General features: G+C 55.4%; 17 protein-coding genes and 1 tRNA gene. 12 read left to right on the top strand and 6 right to left on the bottom strand.

Annotation, left to right across the window (positions count from 1 at the left end; translation table 11 throughout):
- Nucleotides 1-314: 314 nt before the first annotated feature.
- From H6G52_RS06085 to H6G52_RS06075, 3 genes are all read right to left on the bottom strand, one after another.
- Nucleotides 315-2,222 (bottom strand): ATP-binding protein, encoded by a 1,908-nt coding sequence (locus H6G52_RS06085; RefSeq protein ID WP_190527084.1) that lies wholly within the window; start codon nucleotides 2,220-2,222, stop codon nucleotides 315-317.
- Between the two features lie 271 nt (nucleotides 2,223-2,493).
- Nucleotides 2,494-3,375, bottom strand: coding sequence for a shikimate dehydrogenase (locus H6G52_RS06080; RefSeq protein ID WP_190527186.1), 882 nt, complete (start codon nucleotides 3,373-3,375; stop codon nucleotides 2,494-2,496).
- Between the two features lie 249 nt (nucleotides 3,376-3,624).
- Complete coding sequence (locus H6G52_RS06075) at nucleotides 3,625-4,458, bottom strand: class I SAM-dependent methyltransferase (protein ID WP_190527082.1); 834 nt, start codon at nucleotides 4,456-4,458, stop codon at nucleotides 3,625-3,627.
- A gap of 254 nt (nucleotides 4,459-4,712) precedes the next feature.
- Between H6G52_RS06075 and H6G52_RS06070 the strand changes: the two genes are divergently transcribed.
- The 7 genes from H6G52_RS06070 to H6G52_RS06040 all read left to right on the top strand — a co-directional run bounded on the left by H6G52_RS06070 (nucleotide 4,713) and on the right by H6G52_RS06040 (nucleotide 12,923).
- Entirely contained in the window at nucleotides 4,713-6,743 is a 2,031-nt protein-coding gene (locus H6G52_RS06070; RefSeq protein WP_099532185.1) for a ribonuclease catalytic domain-containing protein, read from the top strand.
- Nucleotides 6,744-6,961: 218 nt separating this feature from the next.
- A tRNA-Pro gene (locus H6G52_RS06065) sits at nucleotides 6,962-7,035 on the top strand.
- A gap of 662 nt (nucleotides 7,036-7,697) precedes the next feature.
- Nucleotides 7,698-8,549 carry a circadian clock protein KaiA gene (locus H6G52_RS06060; RefSeq protein WP_158234342.1) on the top strand — a complete coding sequence of 284 codons (852 nt, stop codon included), beginning with the start codon at nucleotides 7,698-7,700 and terminating at the stop codon, nucleotides 8,547-8,549.
- Between the two features lie 819 nt (nucleotides 8,550-9,368).
- Complete coding sequence (kaiB, locus tag H6G52_RS06055; protein ID WP_099532183.1) at nucleotides 9,369-9,683, top strand: circadian clock protein KaiB; 315 nt, start codon at nucleotides 9,369-9,371, stop codon at nucleotides 9,681-9,683.
- Between the two features lie 25 nt (nucleotides 9,684-9,708).
- Nucleotides 9,709-9,852, top strand: coding sequence for a hypothetical protein (locus H6G52_RS06050; RefSeq protein ID WP_190527080.1), 144 nt, complete (start codon nucleotides 9,709-9,711; stop codon nucleotides 9,850-9,852).
- 271 nt (nucleotides 9,853-10,123) lie between these two features.
- The gene (gene kaiC / locus H6G52_RS06045; RefSeq protein ID WP_099532182.1) at nucleotides 10,124-11,638 is read left to right on the top strand and encodes a circadian clock protein KaiC; all 1,515 of its coding nucleotides are present in this window, start codon (nucleotides 10,124-10,126) and stop codon (nucleotides 11,636-11,638) included.
- 196 nt (nucleotides 11,639-11,834) lie between these two features.
- The gene (locus H6G52_RS06040; RefSeq protein ID WP_199291642.1) at nucleotides 11,835-12,923 is read left to right on the top strand and encodes a serine protease; all 1,089 of its coding nucleotides are present in this window, start codon (nucleotides 11,835-11,837) and stop codon (nucleotides 12,921-12,923) included.
- Between the two features lie 102 nt (nucleotides 12,924-13,025).
- Here the strand turns inward: H6G52_RS06040 and H6G52_RS06035 are convergent, their stop codons facing one another.
- Nucleotides 13,026-13,208: a hypothetical protein gene (locus tag H6G52_RS06035; protein WP_190527078.1), complete on the bottom strand. Its 183-nt coding sequence runs from the start codon at nucleotides 13,206-13,208 to the stop codon at nucleotides 13,026-13,028.
- A 77-nt stretch (nucleotides 13,209-13,285) separates the two neighbouring features.
- Here H6G52_RS06035 and H6G52_RS06030 point away from each other — a divergent pair, with 77 nt between their 5' ends.
- The 5 genes from H6G52_RS06030 (at nucleotide 13,286) to hpsU (ending at nucleotide 19,760) form a co-directional block, all read left to right on the top strand.
- Nucleotides 13,286-14,974, top strand: a complete 1,689-nt coding sequence (locus tag H6G52_RS06030; RefSeq protein WP_190527076.1) for an iron uptake porin — start codon at nucleotides 13,286-13,288, stop codon at nucleotides 14,972-14,974.
- A gap of 667 nt (nucleotides 14,975-15,641) precedes the next feature.
- Nucleotides 15,642-16,757 (top strand): glycosyltransferase, encoded by a 1,116-nt coding sequence (locus H6G52_RS06025; protein ID WP_370567676.1) that lies wholly within the window; start codon nucleotides 15,642-15,644, stop codon nucleotides 16,755-16,757.
- A gap of 151 nt (nucleotides 16,758-16,908) precedes the next feature.
- Nucleotides 16,909-17,991: a glycosyltransferase family 2 protein gene (locus H6G52_RS06020; protein ID WP_190527074.1), complete on the top strand. Its 1,083-nt coding sequence runs from the start codon at nucleotides 16,909-16,911 to the stop codon at nucleotides 17,989-17,991.
- 127 nt (nucleotides 17,992-18,118) lie between these two features.
- A complete protein-coding gene (locus tag H6G52_RS06015) occupies nucleotides 18,119-19,084 on the top strand; it encodes a glycosyltransferase family 2 protein (RefSeq protein ID WP_190527072.1) in 966 nt (321 codons plus the stop codon).
- 10 nt (nucleotides 19,085-19,094) lie between these two features.
- Nucleotides 19,095-19,760 (top strand): hormogonium polysaccharide biosynthesis acetyltransferase HpsU, encoded by a 666-nt coding sequence (gene hpsU / locus H6G52_RS06010; RefSeq protein ID WP_190527071.1) that lies wholly within the window; start codon nucleotides 19,095-19,097, stop codon nucleotides 19,758-19,760.
- A 134-nt stretch (nucleotides 19,761-19,894) separates the two neighbouring features.
- Here hpsU and H6G52_RS06005 read toward each other — a convergent pair whose 3' ends face one another.
- The gene (locus H6G52_RS06005; protein WP_190527069.1) at nucleotides 19,895-20,989 is read right to left on the bottom strand and encodes a DUF1611 domain-containing protein; all 1,095 of its coding nucleotides are present in this window, start codon (nucleotides 20,987-20,989) and stop codon (nucleotides 19,895-19,897) included.
- Between the two features lie 123 nt (nucleotides 20,990-21,112).
- Nucleotides 21,113-21,352, bottom strand: coding sequence for a Nif11-like leader peptide family natural product precursor (locus H6G52_RS06000; RefSeq protein ID WP_099532175.1), 240 nt, complete (start codon nucleotides 21,350-21,352; stop codon nucleotides 21,113-21,115).

The following is a 21,352-nucleotide window of genomic DNA, read 5'->3' as shown; positions in this document are numbered from 1 at the left end:
CCCATTGGCCAAGAACGTTGCCTCAGTCACCGAATTGACTGATCTCGGTTATTGAATCGCCGATCGCGGGTGGCTAATCATGAGTCGCCCATCTCAATCACCAATCACCGATCGCCAACTCATCCATGAACCGTGATTTAACCCATGCGATGCACCAACCCTGATTGCGCAAGCCCGATGCTGATCATCCATCAGCAATCAGCCCAATAGACTTGCTTCGGCCCAAGAAAAGATTCCTGACGATTTGATCCTAGCTTTCAGGGTTCTGGACTGGGGAGTCTTTTCTTGAGTTTTGATGAGTTTTGCGATCGCCCCTAGGTTGTTAAGGGTGCTGGATCAACGGCCGAAGACTCGGCCAGGGCCGGCCGTTGCTCGATCGGGATGGTGATCACAAATGTGGCTCCCTGGCCTGGCTCCGTCACACATTCCAGCGATCCCTTGTGGCGATCGGCCACCACCTGATAGGAAATGGACAGCCCCATCCCCGTTCCCTTGCCTACGGGCTTTGTTGTGAAAAATGCATCAAAAATCTTGGATTGGGCCGCCGTGGCAATTCCCGGGCCGTTGTCGATAATTCGGATTTGGAGCTGATTGGGGTCAAGCAGAGCCGTGGCGATCGTAATTTGTGGATCCAACGTGCCAGACTCTTCCAACGCATCGATCGCATTCACCAACAGGTTCATAAACACCTGATTGAGCTGACCCGCATAGCATTCCACCGAAGGCATGGCCGGATCGTATTCCCGGTGGATGAGGATGGCCGGCTGGGTGTCGCTGCCCTTCAAGCGATGGTTCAAAATCGTCAGGGTGCTGTCAATGCCTTCGTGGATGTCCACCCGCTTCAGATCCGATTCATCCAACCGGGAAAAAATCCGCAACGATTGCACGATGCCGCAAATGCGCTCGGAACCAATTTCCATGGATTTCAGGAGTTGCGGCAAGTCGTCTTCCAGAAATTCCAGGTCGATCGCCTCGGCATAGGCCGTCAAGGTGGGGGAGAGTTCCGGTTGCTCCTGGTGCAATAACTCTAAAAAACCCAACAGGCCATGGATGTAGTCCTTTGCATGGCCCAAATTGCCGTAAATGAAGTTGATCGGGTTGTTGATTTCGTGGGCCACGCCGGCCACCAACTGCCCCAGGCTGGACATTTTTTCGGACTGGACAACCTGCACCTGCGCCTTTTGCACCTGTTCCAAAGCTTTGGACAGTTCGGCGGTGCGCTCCAGCACCCGTTGCTCCAGTTGTTCCGCCAGGCTTTGCAGTTTGGCTTCGGCCAGTTGTCGATCGAGAATTTCTTCTCGCAGCAGGCGGTTGGTTTCACGAGTTTGGGCGATCGCCACTCGCAGCCGCATGGGTTGGCGCACCAACAGGAAGGTCAACACCGTGCCCAGGGCGATCGCCACCACTTCGCCCACCCGCAACCAGAGCATGGAAGTGGACACCACTGTCCAACCTTGGGCGGGCACGGCGGCCAGTTGCCAGCGCCCTGTGAGCAACGGAATTTCTAGAATCACCGGGTCGCGATCAAACACGGTGGCCGACCCAAACAGCAACCGCCCCACCCCATTGGCCCCATGCTCATAGATGGCGTATTCCGTGCTGTTGTCGTTGTTGAGCAAGTCCGCATCCGCCAGCAGGGCCAGCTCATCAAAAATCACAACCACCATGCCCAACAGGGGCGATCGACTGGAGCAGCGCCCATCGCAAACGGGGATGTAGCCCAAGTAGCGTGCCCGGTTGGTGTAGGGCTGGGGCAATCGGGAAATGAGACCACTGGGAATGAGGCGTTTAAACCGCTGTTGTTGTTGGCGGTAGTCATCCAAAACGGCTTGGGTTTCCGTGTTTGGCGGATAGGTCAGAATTTGCAGTTTTTGGGGATCATTCAGGGCCGGCGGCTGACCGGGCTGGGCCGATCGCACCAACAAGACCGCAATCACGCCCTGTTGCTGCTGCATGAGCGATCGAACAAAGGCGCTGAATTGCCCTTGGGACAGAGGCCCCGCGTTCAGCTCGTAGGGAACAATGCCTTGGGCCGTTTGAATGCGAGCGTTCAGGGCCGATTCCAGCCGGGCCCGCTTGGCGCTCAAGCGAGACAGGAGGTTGGAGCGGGCTTCTCCAACAAATCGATCGCGGGCGATATCATCCACCACCCAAGCTGCAACGGAGGACAACAGGGTGAAGGCAGCAGCGGCCAATGCGGGCACGATCGTCGATCGATTCATCAACAAAACTTCTGGGTCTGAAACCCCGCCCTTTGAGGGCGGCTTTGTACTACAACTGAACACATACCGAGGGACATCCGGGAATTTAAGCCTGTGGAGCAAACATAAGACCGAGAAACCTTTGGGGTGGAGGCAGTTGCTAAGAAGCAGGAATCTAAGTCGCGAGGCTTAGAGAATCCCCGTTCCTTTAGGGCAGGGAGTATGTCAATCAGAATTGCAGACTCTTAGGGGATGTCTCAAAAGGGCTACTCAACAGCTACTCAACAACTGGTCAAGATCCGGGGGCCAAAAACGCCTCCACTGCCGATCGCATCACGGCCACCGGGGCCGGCTGACCCAACCAGCGGGACAGGGCCACCGCCCCTTGTTGCACCAACATTTCCAACCCATCAATCGTCTGCAAGCCCCGATCGCCCGCCATTTGCAAAAAGCGCGTGGGACGAGGTGTGTAAATCAAATCGTAGGCAATGCTGCTGGGGGGCAACAGGGCCAATTGGGCGATCGAAAGGGGCGAGTCGGCCGCCAAGGGATGCATTCCCACGGGAGTCGAGTTCACCAGCAAATCGGCGGCCGGCAGCACCCGATCGAGGTCTGACCACACCAGCGTTTCTAGGGCGATCGCCAGGGGGTTTGGGGGCCCAAAGTGCTGTTGCAGGGCCGCCAGTTTTTGGGGGTCGCGCCCGGCCACCACCACCCGATCGCACCCCAACAGCTTGGCTCCGGCAATCACGGCCCGAGCCGCGCCCCCCGTGCCCAACACCAGGGCCGTGGCCCCCTGCCAATGGGCACGCAACGCCTTGAGCGGGGCCACAAAGCCGTCCACGTCGGTGTTGGTTCCGGCCCAGCCCCGATCGGTTCGCCACAGGGTGTTGACGGCCCCGACCGATCGAGCCACATCGGAAATCTCTGCCAACAGGGGCATCACCGCCTGCTTATGGGGAATGGTGACGCTCAGTCCCAACACCTCCACGGCCGCAAAGCCATCCATCGCCTTAGTCAAGTCTGCGGGCTTGACCGGAAAAGCCACATAAACCGCATCGGCCCCCAAACTGGCGATCGCCTGGTTATGCATCACTGGCGAGAGGGAATGGCCAATGGGATCCCCAATTACGCCGAGCAATCGCGTTTTACCGGTAATGGGCGATCGATTCATATTTGAAGACACGTTTTCAAAATCTCCTGTCTCAAGGACTAATGGACTAATGATTGATGAACTAGATGGACTACTAGATCGACGAACTAGATGAACTAATAGATCGACGAACTAATGGATTATGGATTGATGAACTGAACCATTGATGCACTGAGAAGTTTGCTTACAGGCTTAAATCCTTGCGGGCTTAAACACTTGCAAGCTTCAAGGCTTCAAGACTTCAAGGCTTCAAAGCTGCGCACCCAAGATTTACCAACGATCGAACTGCAAAATCCAATAGTTGAGCGCCCGCAGACGGCTGACCACCTCGACCGCCAAGGTTTGCACCATCGCCGACGGATCGAACCATTGATTATCAACCGCCATCGATCGAAAGCAACTATAGGTTGGCAAAGTTTCCACCGTGATATCCCGAGCCTGGGTGAGCCGAAATCCCGTTTCTTGGGCCAGGTTTCGATAGGAATTGAGGGTATAGCTCAAGTCAAACCCACCATAAAACCCGGTACTATCCAAAGGAGATTTGAGATTAGGCAACAGTGCTAACAAATCACTGGGCAAAAAGTCTGAAATAGCCAATTGACCACCCGGCTTCAGAACACGGCGCACCTCTTGGAAAAATCGCTGTCGATCGGGAAAGTGAAAAATACATTCCACCGCCAACGCCACATCAAAAGACGCATCCGGAAAAGGCAGCTCGATCGCGTTAGCCTCCACCCATTCAATGGTGTTGTTATTTTGCGGAGTCACCCACTGTTTCGCCCGATCGAGCTGGCGCGGGTCAATGTTCACCCCCGTCAGTTGCAGGTTTGAAAATTGTTGATTCAGGCTGGCGATCGTGCCGCCAAACCCGCAGCCCACATCCAGCACCTTGGCCCCATTTTGAATCCGCGTTGTGCCATACACCTCACGGGTGAGCTGCTCGGCCGCTTCATCAAAGGCGGCGGGACTGATTTGGGCCCGATCGGGATCGGCCCAATAGCCCCAATGGACGTGGCGGCGGAAGGCCGTTTGCACAGCGGGCGATCGATCCAGCAAGCCCAACAAAGCATCGAAGTAGGGCAGATTAACCGTTGAGGTAGCCATAGATTTTCAGCGACTGACCGCGAGGTGATTACAGCGAGGGTGGCAGCAATGGCAAAACTCAACATTGAAACTCAACGTTGGAGCCACAAGCGATTGAAGGCAATTGAAAGCAATTGTATGTGTCCATTCAACCTAACCCACCGGTTGATTAACGCTCTGAATTCCGGCCGACAACCTCTCCCGGGCGATCGGTTCGCGGGCCCAGTCAATCCCCTACACTAAGAGCCGAACTGTGCAGGCTTGGTGTCGAGTCTATGGACAAAGGAACGCTGGTTGAATTGCGACTCGATGACGAGCGGGTGTTGGCCACAATCGATCGCCCAGAAGGCAAAAAACTCTTCATCGCGATCGGCGAGCAGGGCAAAAACCACAAGATCCGTCCCCAGGATGTGACCTACACCGTTGGGGGTGGGTTTCAGCCCGCCGACATTGCTGCCTTTCGAGCCGCCACAGCGCCTTACTTTGACCCCGACAGTTTGGAAGTGGCTTGGGAACTGCTGTGCGAGGAAGACAACCGCGCCGTGGATGCCAAGGAACTGAGCCTCATTCTTTTTTCGGAAGCTTCGCCGGTCACTTGTTACGCTGCTCACCGGATGCTGAGCGAGGATAAGCTATTTTTTAAGCAGAAGGGCGATCGCTACGAACCTCGACCCGCTAGCCAAGTCTCAGAAATGCGCCGCCAACAGGAGCTGACCCGGCAGCGAGAACAGGAACAGCAGGCCTTTTGCGAGTGGGTTCAATCAGCCATCAGCAACCCGGGCGATCGCCCCGAAATTCCCGACGATTCCCCATTTCGTCAGCGCCTTGAATTACTGGAACGGTATGCCGTCCAAGGCGATGAAATGACCAATCGATCGGCTGCGTTAGACTTACTCGCAAAGCTTGATCGCCCGACCACCGAACGCGGTGCATTTGATCTGCTTGTGGCCCTGGGCCTGTGGAGTCCCCACGAAAATTTGCACTTGCGGCGATCGCAACTGCCCACCCGTTTTTCTGCCAAGGTGCTTGATGTGGCCCGTGCGTACCTCGAATCCCCACCCCCCGATCTGGATCGCGATCGGCTCGACCTCGTTCACCTCAAAACCTACACGATCGACGACGAAAGCACCCGAGAAATTGACGACGGCCTCAGCCTGGAATTCCTCAGCGATGGCACCGAGCGCATTTGGGTGCACATTGCCGATCCCACCCGCTGGCTAGAACCCGGAAACGAGCTAGACCTCGAAGCCCGCCGCCGCGCCACCACCGTCTATTTGCCCACGGGCCCCGTGCCCATGTTTCCGCACGAGCTGGCCACCGGCCCCATGAGCCTCGTGCAAGGCCGGCAATGCTGTGCCCTCAGCTTCGGCATCGTCCTTAACGAAAATGGCTCCGTCGCGGACTACCAAATTCGCGCCAGTCACGTCAAACCCACCTACCGCCTCACCTACGACGACGTGGACGAAATGCTCGATTTGGGCATCACCGACGAGCCACAACTCACAGCCCTGGCCAAGTGGGCCAAGCGCCGCGAAAGCTGGCGGGCCAGCCAAGGGGCAATCCGCATTGAAATGCCCGAAACCTCGATCGCCGTCAAGGATGACGAAATTGAAATCCGTGTCCTGGGCGATTCCACCGCACGGGGGCTGGTGGCAGAAATGATGATTCTGGCGGGGGAAGTGGCCGCCCGCTACGGCCAAGAACATAGCCTGCCGATGCCCTTCCGCAGCCAACCCCAACCGGAACTTCCCCCCGCAGAAGAATTGATGCTGTTGCCAGCGGGCCCCGTGCGCGCCTGTGCCATCCGCCGCTGTATGCCCCGCAGCGAAATGAGCACCACGCCCGCCCGCCACTCCAGCCTCGCCCTGGATACCTACACCCAAATCACATCACCCATTCGCCGCTACACCGATCTCTTGGGTCACTTTCAAATTAAGGCGCACCTGCGAGGCGAAACCCTGCCCTTTTCGATTAACGAAATGCAGGAGTTGGTGCAAGGGGTGAGTTCCACAGCCTATGAAGCGACTTTGGTGGAGCGTCAAACCACACGCTACTGGATTTTGGAATATTTACGACGCAACCGCGGCCCTTGGCAAACACTGATGTTGCGGTGGTTGCGCGAGGATGATGGGCTGGCGGCGGTGCTGCTGGAGGATTTGGGGGTGGAGCTGGCAACGCGGTTCCATCGCGATCTGTCGCCGGGCGATCGCCTCTGGTTGGAGGTGAGCCACGCGGATCCCCGCCAAGATTCCATTCAGTTTCGGGAAACGGCGGTGGATGGAGCGCTGGCCGAATCGGTTTTGTAGCTCGGGGGCTGGGCTGAGCAAGACGAGTGATCAAAACAGGTCTGGCAAGAGGAAACTGGTCAAACTAGGCGCGCAAGAAAATGGCGCACAAGAAAATGGCGCGAAAAAAATCAAAAAATTCCTCATCCAGTTGCGTGCAAATGGCTCACAATCCCCTATAATTCTGAAGGTCAAATTTCGCGCCGGTCAAATCACTGGCTCGATCGCGGAATCTGCCTCGGGATGTAGCGCAGCTTGGTAGCGCACCTCGTTCGGGTCGAGGGGGCCGCTGGTTCGAATCCAGTCATCCCGATTGTATTTCCCAATTCACTGCTATCCAGGGTTCGCAACGCTGGATTCTCCTTCATTCTGCCTCCATAGAAACTACTGGTGCTCTCGGCGGCCCAACTGCCGATCGCCCTAGTTTTTCCATGGCTCGAACTGATGGTTTAAATTTTGGTGAGGGGGCCTCTAACGTTGGCTTTCCTTGACCTTCGGTCGCTCCTGCCCGATCGCCCAATCCCCCGAGTTGGCAAGGTGGGTTCTGCCTGGCGATCGCCCCAGTGAACTCCCCAAACGGGCAGCCCCCTGGCCCGTGGAGCACCCACCAGCACCCAGCAATTGAGTTAAATTATCCCTGTATTACTGACCCCGAGGATCACCCTGGCAACAAACCAGAGGAAATGCTCCCGGACGGCTCCTAGCCATCTTTCATCATCAACCACTCGTCCCGTTCTGCACCAGAACTGGCCATGGCCTGCATGATCAGCCCGTTGTCCTACTGATCCCAATCATTCGATCTCCCTATTTTGATTTCTTATATTGGTGACAGTAAAAAATTATTAAAAATCATTCCCGATCGCGCCCCCAGCAACCCTCAAGATCGCCATTAATCGGCAAAACCCACTAGGATAGAGCCACTTCAAGCTCAAGATAGCAAAGCCCCTTTTTGTTTAACCCCATTCTGCGAAAATCGTGCGATATTACTTAGAAATTACTGCGCTCACAAACTCATCAGAGAGCACTGAAGTCCTATGCAAAATCCTTGATACTGCTCGTTATCAAACGCAATACCACGAAACTTTAGAATCATTTTTGGCTGCCATTCAGCAAAACCAGCAAGAAATTGATTGTCTCATTATTCAAGAGGATCCACTGCTTGAGCAAACCATTGAGCAGCTCTCTACCGCTAACATCATTCTTCCGGCAGTTATTTGGTGTTCCCGATCGCAGAATTTACCCAAAAAACCCTGGATTTATCATGCGGCTGAAGTGATTGCCTCAGAGCAAGACCTCGAAATCTTCCGCCGATCCATCGATCGCGCCATCAACAATTTCCTATACCTAACGCCAATCAGCTCCAACCTTGGTCAGACAAACGTTGCCCCCGCATCTGCCGTCCCTAGTAATGCAGTGAACCTGCTTGAGCAACAGAAACGACTGACAGACAAACTCAAAGAGCGCTTAGGATATTTAGGTGTGTATTACAAGCGCGAACCCAAACTTTTTCTCAGAAACCTGCCCGCCGAAGACAGGCACGCTCTCCTACAGGAATTGAGAAGCGAATATCGCGAAATTGTCCTGGCCTATTTTGCAGAGGATGGAACCGTCAATATGCGGGTCGATCGCTTTGTAGAGCAGGCTTTCTTTGCGGATATGTCTGTTTCTCAAATTGTAGAAATTCACATGGAGTTGATGGATGCCCTTGCCACTCAACTCAAGCTGGAAGGACGCAGTGAAGAAATTCTTCTAGACTATCGGCTCACGCTCATTGATATCATTGCCCACCTGTGCGAGATGTACCGACGCTCCATCCCTCGCGAGTGATGGGCCCTAATTGATCGTCTAACAATACAGCGCTTGTGAATTATGCGAATCAAATTATGCGAATTAATAGATCTGTGCATCGAACAATCATCAAACAATTTTGGGCAAAGGGCGAAAACGCGGCTAGCCACTTGCAATCACTCTTGTAATTCATTTTTAAATTGCTGCTTTTAGATCACACTCAGAAATAATTTTTACGTCATTTTTTAATCAAATTATCATTGATCTTCGTCAAGAATGAAGGCTTCATAGATTAATTGATTCAAATCAGGAAACTTAAGAATATTTTCTGATTACCATTTGACAATCGGGTTATTATATTAAATAAAATCAGGTTCCATGATCTTTGGGCTATTGTTCGTTTACAAGTTAGCCAAGAGCTGCTCCAGAAGCTCTAAGATTAATGCTTTGATTTTTCTGGTTTCTCCCGGTCAATCGTTGTCGTCGCAGTTGGCATCGAGCCATTTTCGCGTTCCTTCTCACGTTCTGAGTGCAGGTGACCCTATCCGGTTCAAGAGTCAATTTGACCAGTAAGTACAAGCTGTCAACAGAAGATTTCGGCATATTTCGACCAAGCTGTCATCAAACTGCCATCAAACTGCCATTGATGAACTGAATTTTGAGGATGATGACTGGAGCGTGGTCTGCTCGATAACAGATTGGGAGTAAGTTTTCCCCAGCCCTTGGGGAGAGTCCTGTGATTGGCATGGATCTGATTCCGGTTTTAGGGACTCCGGTGACCTTGCATTCTCAACGGGTCTTGTATTTACCCAAATTCCCGTGGACAGAACTTCCTAAACTCAACTCGTTGTATTGCTTATGAGTCCCCTCAAAAAAACCTACGTTCTCAAGTTATACGTAGCAGGAAATACTCCCCATTCAGTCCGTGCCCTGAAAACCCTGAAGAATATTTTGGAAGATGAGTTTCAAGGGGTTTATGCGCTGAAGGTCATCGATGTGCTAAAAAATCCCCAACTTGCTGAGGAGGATAAGATTTTAGCCACCCCAACCCTCGCAAAAATTCTGCCCCCGCCAGTGCGGAAAATTATTGGCGATTTGTCCGATCGCGAGCGGGTGTTGATTGGCCTTGACCTGCTCTATGAAGAATTGGCGGATGATGAGGCTGAATACTAGAATCAGTAGGGTTTTGCGATGGATCGTGGGATGCTGTTTAGACTCCGAGGCGATCGGGAACGGCAAAACCAACCCCCAAATGCCCGGCGGGTGGGTTCGCTCCGGTGCATCGGTTGCATCGGTGTGCCGCGATCGCGGGCCCCACACCCCGATCGACTGCCCCATCTAGCCCCAATCAGGTTCGATCCCTGTTGCGTTTAGCATTGTGCTCGGTATCATGCTCGGCAATTGAGCCTCTCCATTTGGCAATCTGGATCTGCCCCTTGGTGATGGTTAACCCCCAGGGGCCATGCCCGATCGGGTTAGGGGCCCCAATCCTCAGACACCATTCCCATTCCCTGGCTTTCCATTCCCTGGCATTTCCTTGGCACTGATGGCTGAATGACTGGCTACTCCGATAGCGTTGATTCCTTAGGAAACAGATATAAACAGATATCACTATGACCGGTGTTCAAAAAATTCGGACGATGATTGAGGGCTTTGACGACATTAGCCATGGCGGGCTGCCTGTCGGTCGAGCAACACTCGTAAGCGGAACATCTGGTACTGGGAAAACGCTAATTGCGATCCAGTTTCTTTATAACGGAATTGTTTATTTTGACGAGCCGGGCATCTTTGTCACCTTTGAGGAATCGCCCGCCGACATTATCAAGAACGCGGGCAGTTTTGGTTGGAATTTGCAACAGTTGGTCGATTCGGGAAAGCTGTTTATTTTGGATGCTTCCCCGGATCCAGAAGGGCAAGATATTGTTGGCAATTTTGACCTGTCAGCCCTGATTGAGCGCATTCAATACGCCATCCGGAAATACAAGGCCAAGCGGGTTTCGATCGACTCAATCACCGCCGTTTTTCAGCAGTATGACGCGGCTTCGGTGGTGCGTCGGGAAATTTTTCGATTGGTGGCCCGCCTGAAGCAAGTGGGCGTGACCACCATCATGACCACGGAGCGAGAGCGGGAATATGGCCCCGTGGCGCGGTTTGGGGTTGAGGAATTTGTGTCGGATAACGTGGCGATCGTCCGCAACGTGCTGGAGGGGGAACGCCGTCGCCGCACGATCGAAATTCTGAAGCTGCGGGGCACAACCCACATGAAGGGAGAATATCCCTTCACCATCACCAACCAAGGAATTAGCATTTTCCCGCTGGGGGCCATGCGCCTCACTCAGCGATCGTCCAACGCGCGGGTATCGTCCGGGGTGCTCACCCTCGACTCCATGTGTGGCGGCGGCTTCTTCAAGGATTCGATTATTTTGGCCACAGGCGCGACCGGTACGGGCAAAACCCTGCTGGTTAGTAAATTCATTGAAGACGCTTGCCAAAATGGCGAACGCGCCATCCTCTTTGCCTACGAAGAATCGCGGGCCCAACTCTCTCGAAACGCCTATTCCTGGGGCATTGATTTTGAGGATTTGGAAAGCCGTGGGTTGCTCAAAATTCTCTGCGCCTATCCGGAGTCAGCGGGCTTGGAAGATCACTTGCAGATCATCAAGTCTGAGATTGCTGAGTTTAAACCCTCCCGCATCGCGATCGACTCCCTTTCAGCCCTGGCGCGGGGGGTCAGCAACAATGCTTTCCGCCAATTCGTGATTGGGGTGACGGGCTTCGCCAAGCAAGAAGAAATCACCGGTTTCTTCACGAACACCACTGACCAATTTATGGGATCCCACGCCATCACCGATTCCCATATTTCCACCATCACCGACACCATTTTGATGTTGCAGTATGTGGAAATTCGTGGGGAAATGTGCCGGGCCATTAACGTGTTCAAAATGCGAGGCTCGGAACACGATAAGGGCATTCGCGAATACACCATCAGTCGCAACGGCCCAGAAATTCGCGACTCGTTCCGCAACTACGAAAAAATCATCAGCGGTTCCCCTTCGCGGGTCAGCGTGGACGAAAAAACGGAACTGTCTCGGATTATGCGCGGGGTTCAGGAAAAGTCCACGGACTAACCAATTCAGGACGAGACCCACTCAGAATTAACAGAGTTCAACTCAGAGTCAACAGGATTAAGCATCAGGATTCACGGAATTAAACGGAATTAAGCAGACGAATGCAGGGCAAGATCTGGCAACCTGAAACTTTTTGCCAGGCTCCTGACTCCTGTAGCCTAGGGGGGAAAGAGGCTCTAGATGATTGAGCCGAATTATGGGCTGCTTTATCGCATCACTGTTTGTCACACTGACCCAGCAAGGGCGGCGGTGGTTGCACCATCGCTGTGTTCGCTGGTGGCTGTGGGTAGGGGCGGCGATGATTGTGGCCACGATTCCCGCTTGGGCTGTGCAGGCGTTGACGTTGGATCAGGTGGATGCGATCGCCTCGCAAGTCACGGTGGTGATTGCCCAGGGTCTGCAAAAGGGAGACATTGAACAGCGCCAGGAATGGAATCCGGGGTCGGGGGTGCTGGTGGCTCGGGAGGGACAAACCTACTACGCCCTAACGGCGCTGCATGTGGTGCGGACGCGGGGCACGGTCTATGGGGTGCGCACCAGCGATGGTGAGGTGCATTTCATTGATGACGAAAGTGATCCGAGCAATATCATTCCCCTGGGCAATGAACAGGATGAAATGGGTTCCGCGATCGCGGGGATGGATTTGGCCCTGGTGCGTTTCACCAGCAATCTGGATTATCCCGTGGCGGTGATGGGCAATTCCCGGCGGATGGGGCGGGGCGATCGGGTGGTGGTGTCTGGCTGGCCCAATCCCGAGGACGACAGCGCCCGCCGTGAACGGATTTCCAGCTCTGGGGCCTTGGTGGCCATTTCCCCCAGTCCCTTAAGCGATGGGGGCTATAGCGTGCTCTACGACAACCTGACTCGGCGGGGAATGAGCGGCGGCCCGGTGCTGAATGGGGATGGGGAGTTGGTGGGGATTCACGGCCGCGGTCGGGGTGACTCCAATGGTTGCAACCAAGGTTTGCTGGGGGTGGATGCTTCGGGGAATGATTTGGGGCGATCGCTCGGTCAAGCCTTGGAAGGAAACACCGATGCGAGCTGTGGGATGCAAACGGTACATTTTCTGAGTGCGGCGGAGGCGGCCCGCATCGTGTTGGCCTATGAGGATCCGCCCGTGGATGAGCAGTTGATTGCACGCGGCTTGGCTCAAAAGCCCAAGGCAGACACGGTGGAGGACATCTACGCGGCGTTTACCTTTGATGTGCGATCGCTCCTGCGCGATCAACCTTCGGGGGGGTGCGGCAGCGTGCTGTTAGGTGATCCTTGCGATCGACCTTTCTAGGCTCAACTTCCGCGCGAAATCGTCCTGAAGGAATGGGCCTGTGATAGTTTCGATCCGAAATCCATACCCGAGTGAAAGCCCCTGGGGTTAATCAACGGTTGGTTAGGGATTGCAGCAGGGGCGATCTGCCTGTGGTGTGTAAAGGGAGTCTGGGCAGGATGACGGCAGCAGCAGCGTTAGCAGCAGAAACAGATTCAGAAGCGGAAACCAAGGCGGCGACGGCCATTCCGCAGCCCAACATGCACCCATTAGGGCATCCATCAAGGCATCAATCAGGGCATCCATCAAGGCATGAACACCCAGTGCATGAACACCCAGTGCATGAACACCCAGTGCATGAACACCCAGTGCATGAACACCCAGTGCATGAACACTTGATCGGGGCCATCACCCCTTCAGGGCGATCGCAACGGGCAGACGGGAACCGGTGGGTTACTGGATTCCTGTTCAGGGCCATGGTGGGATCGGCCTTGGGATCATCCCTATTGGGAGCTGTGGGCGTGCTGGTGGGACTGGTGGCAGGAGCCAGCGGAGTTGCGGCCCAAACCCTGGAACCGATCGAACCTGTGGGAACTGAGCTGAGCGCCCCCGAAGCCGAGATCCCCGCCCAAGCCCAGGTCACCTCCGTTTCTGCCCTCAGCGATGTGCAACCCACCGATTGGGCATTCCAGGCCCTGCAATCCCTGGTGGAGCGCTACGGCTGTTTGGCGGGCTATCCCGATGGACTGTTTCGAGGCGATCGGCCCCTGGGCCGGTTTGAGTTTGCTGCCGGTTTAGCCGCTTGCTTAGAGGCGATTCAAACCCAGCTCGATCGAGCCACCGATGCCGCAGTGCAACGGGACGACCTGGCCGCCCTGAGCCGCCTGCAAACGGAATTTCGATCGGAACTGGAGCAGCTCACGGGACGAGTCAACCGCCTGGAGGCCACCACCACGCGCCTGGAAAGTCAGCGCTTTAGCCCCACCCTGTTGATGGGGGGCGAAACGATTTTTGGTCTGTCGGCGGCCGCGGGCGACAATCCGCCCGGTGATAACGAAAATCCCGCCACCTTTGCCCACTTGACCCGCTTGCAATTTGTCACCTCCTTCACGGGGAAGGATCGGCTGCGACTGCAACTGGCCACGGGCAACCTGGGCAACAACGGCTATGCCAGTCGCCAATCCTTGGGCACGGATATGGCCCGCCTTTCGTTCCAAACGGATTTGGACAACAACATCCAGTTAGACCTGTTGGATTATCGATTTGCGGCCTGGGGCGATCGGGTGGTTTTGACCCTGCGGCCCGTCGGCTTTGACCTCAGCAGCGTCCTCACGGCCAACTCGCCCTTTTTTGACACCGGCCGCGGGGCCATTTCTCGGTTCGCGGAAGGCAGCCCCCTGTTTAAGCTGGCGGCCCTGGATGGGGGTGTGGGGGCAGATTGGCTGCTGTGGGAGCGGGGGCGGCTGCAATTTGCCTACGGCGCAGGCAACAGCGCCCGACCGGATCAGGGCATCTTTGGGAGCGATCGCAGCGCTTGGGGAGTGCAACTGCTGACCAAACCGGCGGCCACCTTGCTCACGGGCATCGCCTACATCAACGCCTACGACGATCGGGGCTATCTCAACACCTTCACCGGCAGCCTCAACGCCGACCTGTCCGGCAAGCTCGATTCCCCGGCCCAAATCCACGGCCTCAGCGGCACATTGCAATGGCGGCTATCGGAAGCTCTCACCCTGGCGGCCTGGGGAGGCTGGGTTTGGACAAATTACATCGATCGGGAAGCCACGGCCTTGTCCAACACCTATGCGGTGTCCTTAGCCTGGTCAGATCCCTTTGGCCGCGAGGGCGATCTTTGGGCCTTTTTGGTGGGTCAGCCCCTGCGCTTGGTGAAAGGCACGGGCGATGTGGAAGACGATTCGGGCCAGGGAATGCACCTGGAAACCTTCTATCGGTTTAAGGTGGGCGATCGAATTTCCATCACCCCCGGCGTTTTCGTGGTCACCCAAGCGGAACATGAGGCCGATCGCGGGGCGATCGTGGTGGGAACTATCCGCACCACATTTCGATTCTGATCATTGAAGTCGTCTTGGCCAGGCCCGTTCAAGCATCACCTCAGAATCGGGCAACCGCCCAGCCTTGGGTTACGGGCCTGCGTATAGGTATGCAAATTAACCGGATTCCCACGGAAAAACCCTGGGTAAATTGATAGGGGACAGTTGAGATCGGCAGATTCATTCAGGTGCAATCCCGATTCAATTTCCCTAGCACAGGCCCACAGAACCACAAACAGCACCACCAGCAGTGGCAGTCCCGAGCGGAATCGGAGACATTGGAAATGCAGACTACCGTTAACAGGTTCAGTGACCGGGGCTAATCATCCAGTTCCGTCGCTTAGTCATGCATGATCAGTCGTGCGCTATTTAGACCAAGCCCTAGGTTGTGTCACGCATGATTTAGGTCGCGCATAATTTGGGTCGCACATTACTGGGGTCACGGTCACACATTATGTGGTCACTCAATATGACCAACTATTGTGGGGTCACGCCTTTTCAAGCCATGCACTGTGGGGCCATGCATTCATTGAGTTCTGCATTAGCTATGCCATTGAGCGATCGAGTCGTGAGTAGGATTCTGGGTGGTTGATTCGTCATGCAGCACGTTCCATCAAAACCCATTTCGGCTAAGCCACGGTCTCGATCAGCGCGGGGCAGTCAGTGGGATGCATTCGTTTTCCTTGAGGTGTTCGACAACGAGGGCGGCATCCAAACCTATAACCAAAATTTGTTGACGGCCTACGCCTGTGTGGCGGAACCGAACCGCCGCGGCCGGGCCTGGATTTTGCGCGATCGCCCCATGGCTAAACCCCCGATCGGGGAAGGGCGCTTGGAATTTAACTGTTTTGGTGGGGCCAAGTCCCGGGCGATCGGGCGGTTGCAAATGCTGGCCAGCCTGGCCTGGAATCTGTGGATTGCGCCACCGCGCCAAGTGTTTTGTGGCCACATCAACCTCGTTCAGGCGATCGCCTGGATTTGCCAGATTCGGCGCATCCCCTACACGGTGCTGACCCACGGCAAGGAAGTTTGGGATCCCCTCTCGCCTCCGGCTCGCCGGGCTTTGCAGCGGGCCGATGCCCTTTGGATTGTTAGTCGCTATTCCCGCGATCGCGCCAGTCAGGCCAACCAGCTCAATCCCGATCGGGTGGATCTGATGCCCTGTCCGGTGGATGGCACAGTATTTCGACCAGGGCCCAAGCCTCCGGAACTGTTGACGCAGTATGGCTTAGCCGATTGCAAAGTGCTGATGACCGTGGCGCGGCTCTGGCCGGGCGATCGCTACAAAGGGGTGGATGTGACCATTCGGGCCCTGCCACTGATTGCCCGAGCCGTGCCCAACGTGAAATATCTGGTGATTGGTCGCGGCGAAGATCGCCCGCGATTGGAGGCCCTGGCCTGTGAGATGGGAGTGGGCGATCGGGTCGTGTTTGCGGGTTTTGTGCCCACGGAGGCCCTGCCCGACTTTTACCGAGCCGCCGACCTCTACGTCATGCCCTCCCAAGAGGGATTTGGCATTGCTTATCTGGAAGCCATGGCCACGGGCGTACCGGTCATTTCCGGCGATGACGACGGTTCCGCCGACCCCTTGCAGGATGGTCGATTGGGGTGGCGGGTGCCCCACCGGGACTCGGAAGCCGTAGCCCGCGCCGCCATTGCTGCCTTGACGACCAGGGGCGATCGCCGTTGTGATGGGGCATGGCTGCGGCAAGAGGCCCTTGGCCTGTTTGGGGTGGATGCCTTTCGCGATCGCCTGCACCAGCTCCTGAACCGCAGCCCACAACGCGGCCCTCGCAAACCCTAGGTTCAGGGAAACCTCGAATCCTCAATCTCGCAATTTTCGATCGCCCAATTTTCAATCTCGCAATTTTCGATCTCCGAACCCTGGATTCGCCCAATTTTTCGATCTTCAAGCCCTCGATTTCCCCAATCTTTCGATTCCCCAATGTTGTGCTATGGGCGCTTTATTCCCGGAACCTCTCCCCACTGAGTCGCCAGTTTCAGAAACCCCAACTCCAGCCAGCCAAACTCCAAACTCAGCAACACCAGACTCACCCACTCCAAACACCCAAACTTCGGAGTTTCAAGGCCCAGAAACCAACGCGCGGGAACCCTTAATTTCTGCCATCATTTGCACCCACAATCGAGCGGAATATTTGGGCGGGGCGATCGATAGTCTGCTGAGCCAAGATTGCGGTGCAACGCTCCCCTACGAAATTGTGGTGGTGGACAATGCTTCCACCGATCGCACGCGGGAAGTGGTGGAAGCACGCCTGATTCACCCCCGATTGCGCTACGTTTACGAATCGATCACAGGTTTATCTGTGGCCCGCAATGCCGGAGCCAAAGCCGCCCGCAGTCATTTGCTCGCCTATTTGGACGACGACGCAGAAGCCAGCCCCCAATGGTTACGGATGCTCTACGAAGCATTTGCCCAAAACGATCACCTGGCCATTGCCGGAGGGCGCGTTACCCTGCTGTGGCCCCCGGGGCGATCGCGCCCGCGCTGGCTTTCCGATGGCATGACTGAACCCTTGGGGGCCTATGATTTGGGCGATCAACCGATCATCATTCACAATCCGGGACAAACACCGCGCGGCTTGAATTATGCAATTCGCCGGTCTTTTCTCGATCGGGTGGGCGGTTTTGATCCCAGCCTAGGGCGCGTGGGGAAAAAATTGCTGTCGAACGAAGAACTGATGATGACCGAACGGGCGATCGAACTGAACTGGCAAGTGGGCTACATTCCCGCCGCCCATGCCGCCCACAACGTTGCCCCAGAGCGATTGAGTCCCCGGTGGTTTTTAAATCGCGCCTGGTGGCAAGGCATCAGTGAGTGCTATCGCGAACAACTGGCCGGGCGAGCGGGTCTGCGTCAGTTTGGCTTGGCGGGCGATCGGTTCTTGCGCGGCCTCTGGAAAGCCCTCCGCCACTGGCGGGATCCTGCCATTCGTTTCGACAACCTGGTCTATGCCTATGGTCAGTTGGGCTACCTGTGGGCTATCCTCCGCACCCTCATGGGTCGTCGGGCATTATAGGCTTGGCCCCGTGAGCATCGTCGATGTCCCCATTCCCAATTAGCTCTAAAATTCGCTCGATTCGGATTCGTTCTTCGCTAAATCACCTCCATTTTCGCCATTCACTGCTGTCTCACCCCCCTTCAGCATGACCATTCATCCGCAACAGATCACCAGCAACACGGTTCCCGTTTCCGTGCTCATTCCGGCCAAAAATGAAGAGGCCAACCTGCCCGCCTGTCTCGAAAGCGTGGCTCGGGCCGACGAAATTTTTGTGGTGGATTCCCACAGCGACGATCGCAGCGTTGAAATTTGCGAAAGCTACGGCGCAACCGTCGTGCAATTTCAGTTCAATGGTCGCTGGCCCAAAAAGAAAAATTGGTCGCTGGAAAATCTGCCCTTTCGAAATGAATGGGTTTTGATTGTGGATTGTGATGAGCGAATTACCCCGGAGCTATGGGACGAAATTGCTGAGGCGATCGCCCGTCCCGGTTTCGCAGGCTATTATCTCAATCGTCGCGTCTTTTTCCTAGGGAAATGGATTCGCTATGGGGGTAAATATCCCGATTGGAATCTACGACTGTTTAAGCATCAATCGGGTCGCTACGAAAACCTGGGAACCGAAGAAATTCGCAACACGGGAGACAACGAGGTTCATGAGCATGTTTTGATCAACCCAAGCCATGGCCAAGTGGGCTATCTCAAGGAAGACATGCTGCATATTGACTTCCGGGATATTTACCAATGGCTAGCTCGCCACAATCGCTATTCCAATTGGGAAGCCCAGGTGTATTTAAACCTATTAGAAGGGCGCGGCAAAGACGGAACCTTGAAGGGCAATCTGTTTGGAAATGCTGTGGAACGGAAGCGGGCCCTGAAGCGGCTGTGGGTGCGGTTGCCCATGAAACCCTTCATTCGATTTGTGCTGTTTTATATTATTCGGCTGGGATTTTTGGATGGTTATCCTGGTTATGTTTATGGCCGGTTGCTGAGTCAGTATGAGTTTCAAATTGGGGTTAAGCTCTACGAATTGCGCAAGTCGGGCGGGCAGTTGAACCAACAGCAACAACCCAAATCCAGCCCCCGATCGGCTTCGTCGTCAATCCATTCCTGAGGCATCGCCTATGACTGTGCCCCATAATTTTGAGCGGGCAACCCAATCCTATGCCCACCACGATCGGGTGAATCCTGTGGTGACCGATGAACCGGCCTGGTTCGATCTCAGTCGCTATGATCAATCTTGGTTCGATCGAGGGCGGCCCGGCTGGTTTATTTTGTTGTGGTGGCTGATTCAAGGCACTTTGTTTCCCCTATCTCCCCACCCGGCTAATGGGTTTCGCTGTTGGTTATTGCGCTGTTTTGGGGCAAAGATTGGTAAGCGCGTGGTGATTCGATCGAGCGCTCGATTTACCTATCCTTGGAAAGTGCAAATTGGTGATTGGTCTTGGGTTGGAGATCATGTCACGTTCTACAGTCTCGATCGCATTGAAGTGGGTTCCCACTGCATTATTTCCCAAGGCAGCTATCTCTGCACCGGCAGTCATGATATTCACGATCAAACCTTTGGGTTATTGGTGGAACCGGTGGTGATTGGCAACGGCACTTGGGTTGCGACGGATTGTTTTGTGGCCCCCGGCGTGCGTATTGGCGCAAATAGCATCATCGGCGCAAGAAGCACGGTGCTGATGAATATTCCCGCTCGCTCGATCGCTTGGGGAAATCCTTGCAAACCTCAACGAGCGCGATCGCTCGATCGGTGCCAGTCCTCCTCCACAATTCCATCCCAATAGGCACTAATTAACCAATAGGCACTAATTAACTAGGCACTAATTAACACTGATTGTTAGCGCTGATTGGGATTGATCAGCATTGATTAATTGATTAATTGACTAATTGATTAATCGCCACCCAATCATCGAGCAGATCAAGTTTGTTGATCGAACGAATCAACGCCAATCGAAGCCAGCAGTAACTCTGCTCCGTAGCGCACCGGATCTGTACAGGGGAGATCGGTCAGGGCCGCCACCCGATCGCACTCGGCCCTTGCTTCCGCATCCGACAGGTGAGCCGTGTTCAGGGCGATCGCTGCCACGGGCGCTGCTGCATAGGTTCCGGCCGCTCGTGCCACCGCTTCGTAAAGGGCCACCACGTCCGGCAATGGCGGAATCAGGCAATGGGGCAAATCTCGCAAATGAACTTGACCAGCCCGATGCACCAAAATCAAATGGGTGGGCTGCGATCCCCGTAGCAACGGCAAGGTGGCTGTCGATCCCGGATGCAGCAACGAGCCTTGGCCCTCGATCGCCAACAAGTCCCCTTCGCCCAAGCCCCCCGCGTCTTGGGCCGCCTGCAACAGGGCCCGCTCCACTGCCCCCGCCGCAAAATCCACCCGCACCGCATCCAGGGCCACCCCCTGCCCGGCAATCATCAACCCCGCTTGACCCGTGCCCACAAAATGCGCTTGTCGGCCCTGGCGGCGGGCTGCTCGGCACAGTTCCAAGGTGGTGGACATCTTCCCGATCGCCATATCTGTACCCACGGTTAAAACCCGCGCCCCCGACAGCAACCGCGCCAACCCCGACCCGATCGTCAGGCCCGTTGGTTCCACCCGCACATCCCAAATCCACTGCCCCGGCTGTTGGCAAGCCACCCAATCGGGCGCTTGACTGAGGGGACGATGCAGGCCATTCACCAGGGAAACCCCCGCCCGCAGCGCCTCCTTCAGTTCCGTTTCCCATTTCGTCGGCAAAATTCCCCCCGAAGGCGCAATCCCAATCAGCAACGTATCGACCCCTAGGGCGATCGCCTCCTGCGCACTGGCCACCACGGGAACCGGGCGATCGATCCCCGTTAAAGCAACCAGACTGGCACCGGCCGCATCGCGATCGATCACCGCCACCACCTCCGCCGCGCTGTAGCGCAAGAAGGCGAGACCCGTTTTGCCCCGTGGGCCCCGCAGTCCCTCATGCAACAAAACCCCTACCCGTCGCCCCGCCAAGCGCGGATTCAGAAAGTCCATTGATATTTCTCAACTACGGATGCTTGGACTGGTTTACTGAACTGGTCTACTGGCTTTGTTTTTCTAAACCAGCATGTTGAATTGAGTCATTTGCTGGGTTTGAGCTACAGCGAAAGTCGATCGCTAGCGTTCAATCCAGGGCACGGTGCGCAACCATTCCCACACGCCCGTATGTCTTCGCTGGGTCACATTTTGGCTATGTTCTGCAACGGCCATTTTCAAATCCTCAGGGCTAAATTCATAACCCAGCCGACAGGCCACATCGGCAAATTCTTGGGGCGTTTTCACAGACTTGAAATATTGTCGAATCTGTTCGCTTTGGGCAGCGGCAATTAAGAAGCGATCGGCATTGTCGATAGACAT

It is taken from the genome of Limnothrix sp. FACHB-881 (assembly GCF_014698135.1).
Classification (GTDB): Bacteria; Cyanobacteriota; Cyanobacteriia; order CACIAM-69d; family CACIAM-69d; genus CACIAM-69d.
Note: the sequence above shows the minus strand (reverse complement) of the source record. Positions and strands in the feature narration are given on the sequence as shown.

What these genes read in the sequence shown, in the direction of transcription:
- kaiC (WP_099532182.1), top strand. Translation starts at nt 10,124, where the DNA reads ATGACCGGTGTTCAAAAAATTCGGACGATGATTGAGGGCTTTGACGAC.
- hpsU (WP_190527071.1), top strand. Translation starts at nt 19,095, where the DNA reads ATGACTGTGCCCCATAATTTTGAGCGGGCAACCCAATCCTATGCCCAC.
- H6G52_RS06015 (WP_190527072.1), top strand. Translation starts at nt 18,119, where the DNA reads ATGACCATTCATCCGCAACAGATCACCAGCAACACGGTTCCCGTTTCC.
- H6G52_RS06005 (WP_190527069.1), bottom strand. Translation starts at nt 20,989, where the DNA reads ATGGACTTTCTGAATCCGCGCTTGGCGGGGCGACGGGTAGGGGTTTTG.
- H6G52_RS06000 (WP_099532175.1), bottom strand. Translation starts at nt 21,352, where the DNA reads ATGTCTATCGACAATGCCGATCGCTTCTTAATTGCCGCTGCCCAAAGC.
- H6G52_RS06080 (WP_190527186.1), bottom strand. Translation starts at nt 3,375, where the DNA reads ATGAATCGATCGCCCATTACCGGTAAAACGCGATTGCTCGGCGTAATT.
- H6G52_RS06020 (WP_190527074.1), top strand. Translation starts at nt 16,909, where the DNA reads ATGGGCGCTTTATTCCCGGAACCTCTCCCCACTGAGTCGCCAGTTTCA.
- H6G52_RS06070 (WP_099532185.1), top strand. Translation starts at nt 4,713, where the DNA reads ATGGACAAAGGAACGCTGGTTGAATTGCGACTCGATGACGAGCGGGTG.
- H6G52_RS06040 (WP_199291642.1), top strand. Translation starts at nt 11,835, where the DNA reads ATGGGCTGCTTTATCGCATCACTGTTTGTCACACTGACCCAGCAAGGG.
- kaiB (WP_099532183.1), top strand. Translation starts at nt 9,369, where the DNA reads ATGAGTCCCCTCAAAAAAACCTACGTTCTCAAGTTATACGTAGCAGGA.
- H6G52_RS06085 (WP_190527084.1), bottom strand. Translation starts at nt 2,222, where the DNA reads ATGAATCGATCGACGATCGTGCCCGCATTGGCCGCTGCTGCCTTCACC.
- H6G52_RS06075 (WP_190527082.1), bottom strand. Translation starts at nt 4,458, where the DNA reads ATGGCTACCTCAACGGTTAATCTGCCCTACTTCGATGCTTTGTTGGGC.
- H6G52_RS06035 (WP_190527078.1), bottom strand. Translation starts at nt 13,208, where the DNA reads ATGGATGCCCTGATTGATGCCTTGATGGATGCCCTAATGGGTGCATGT.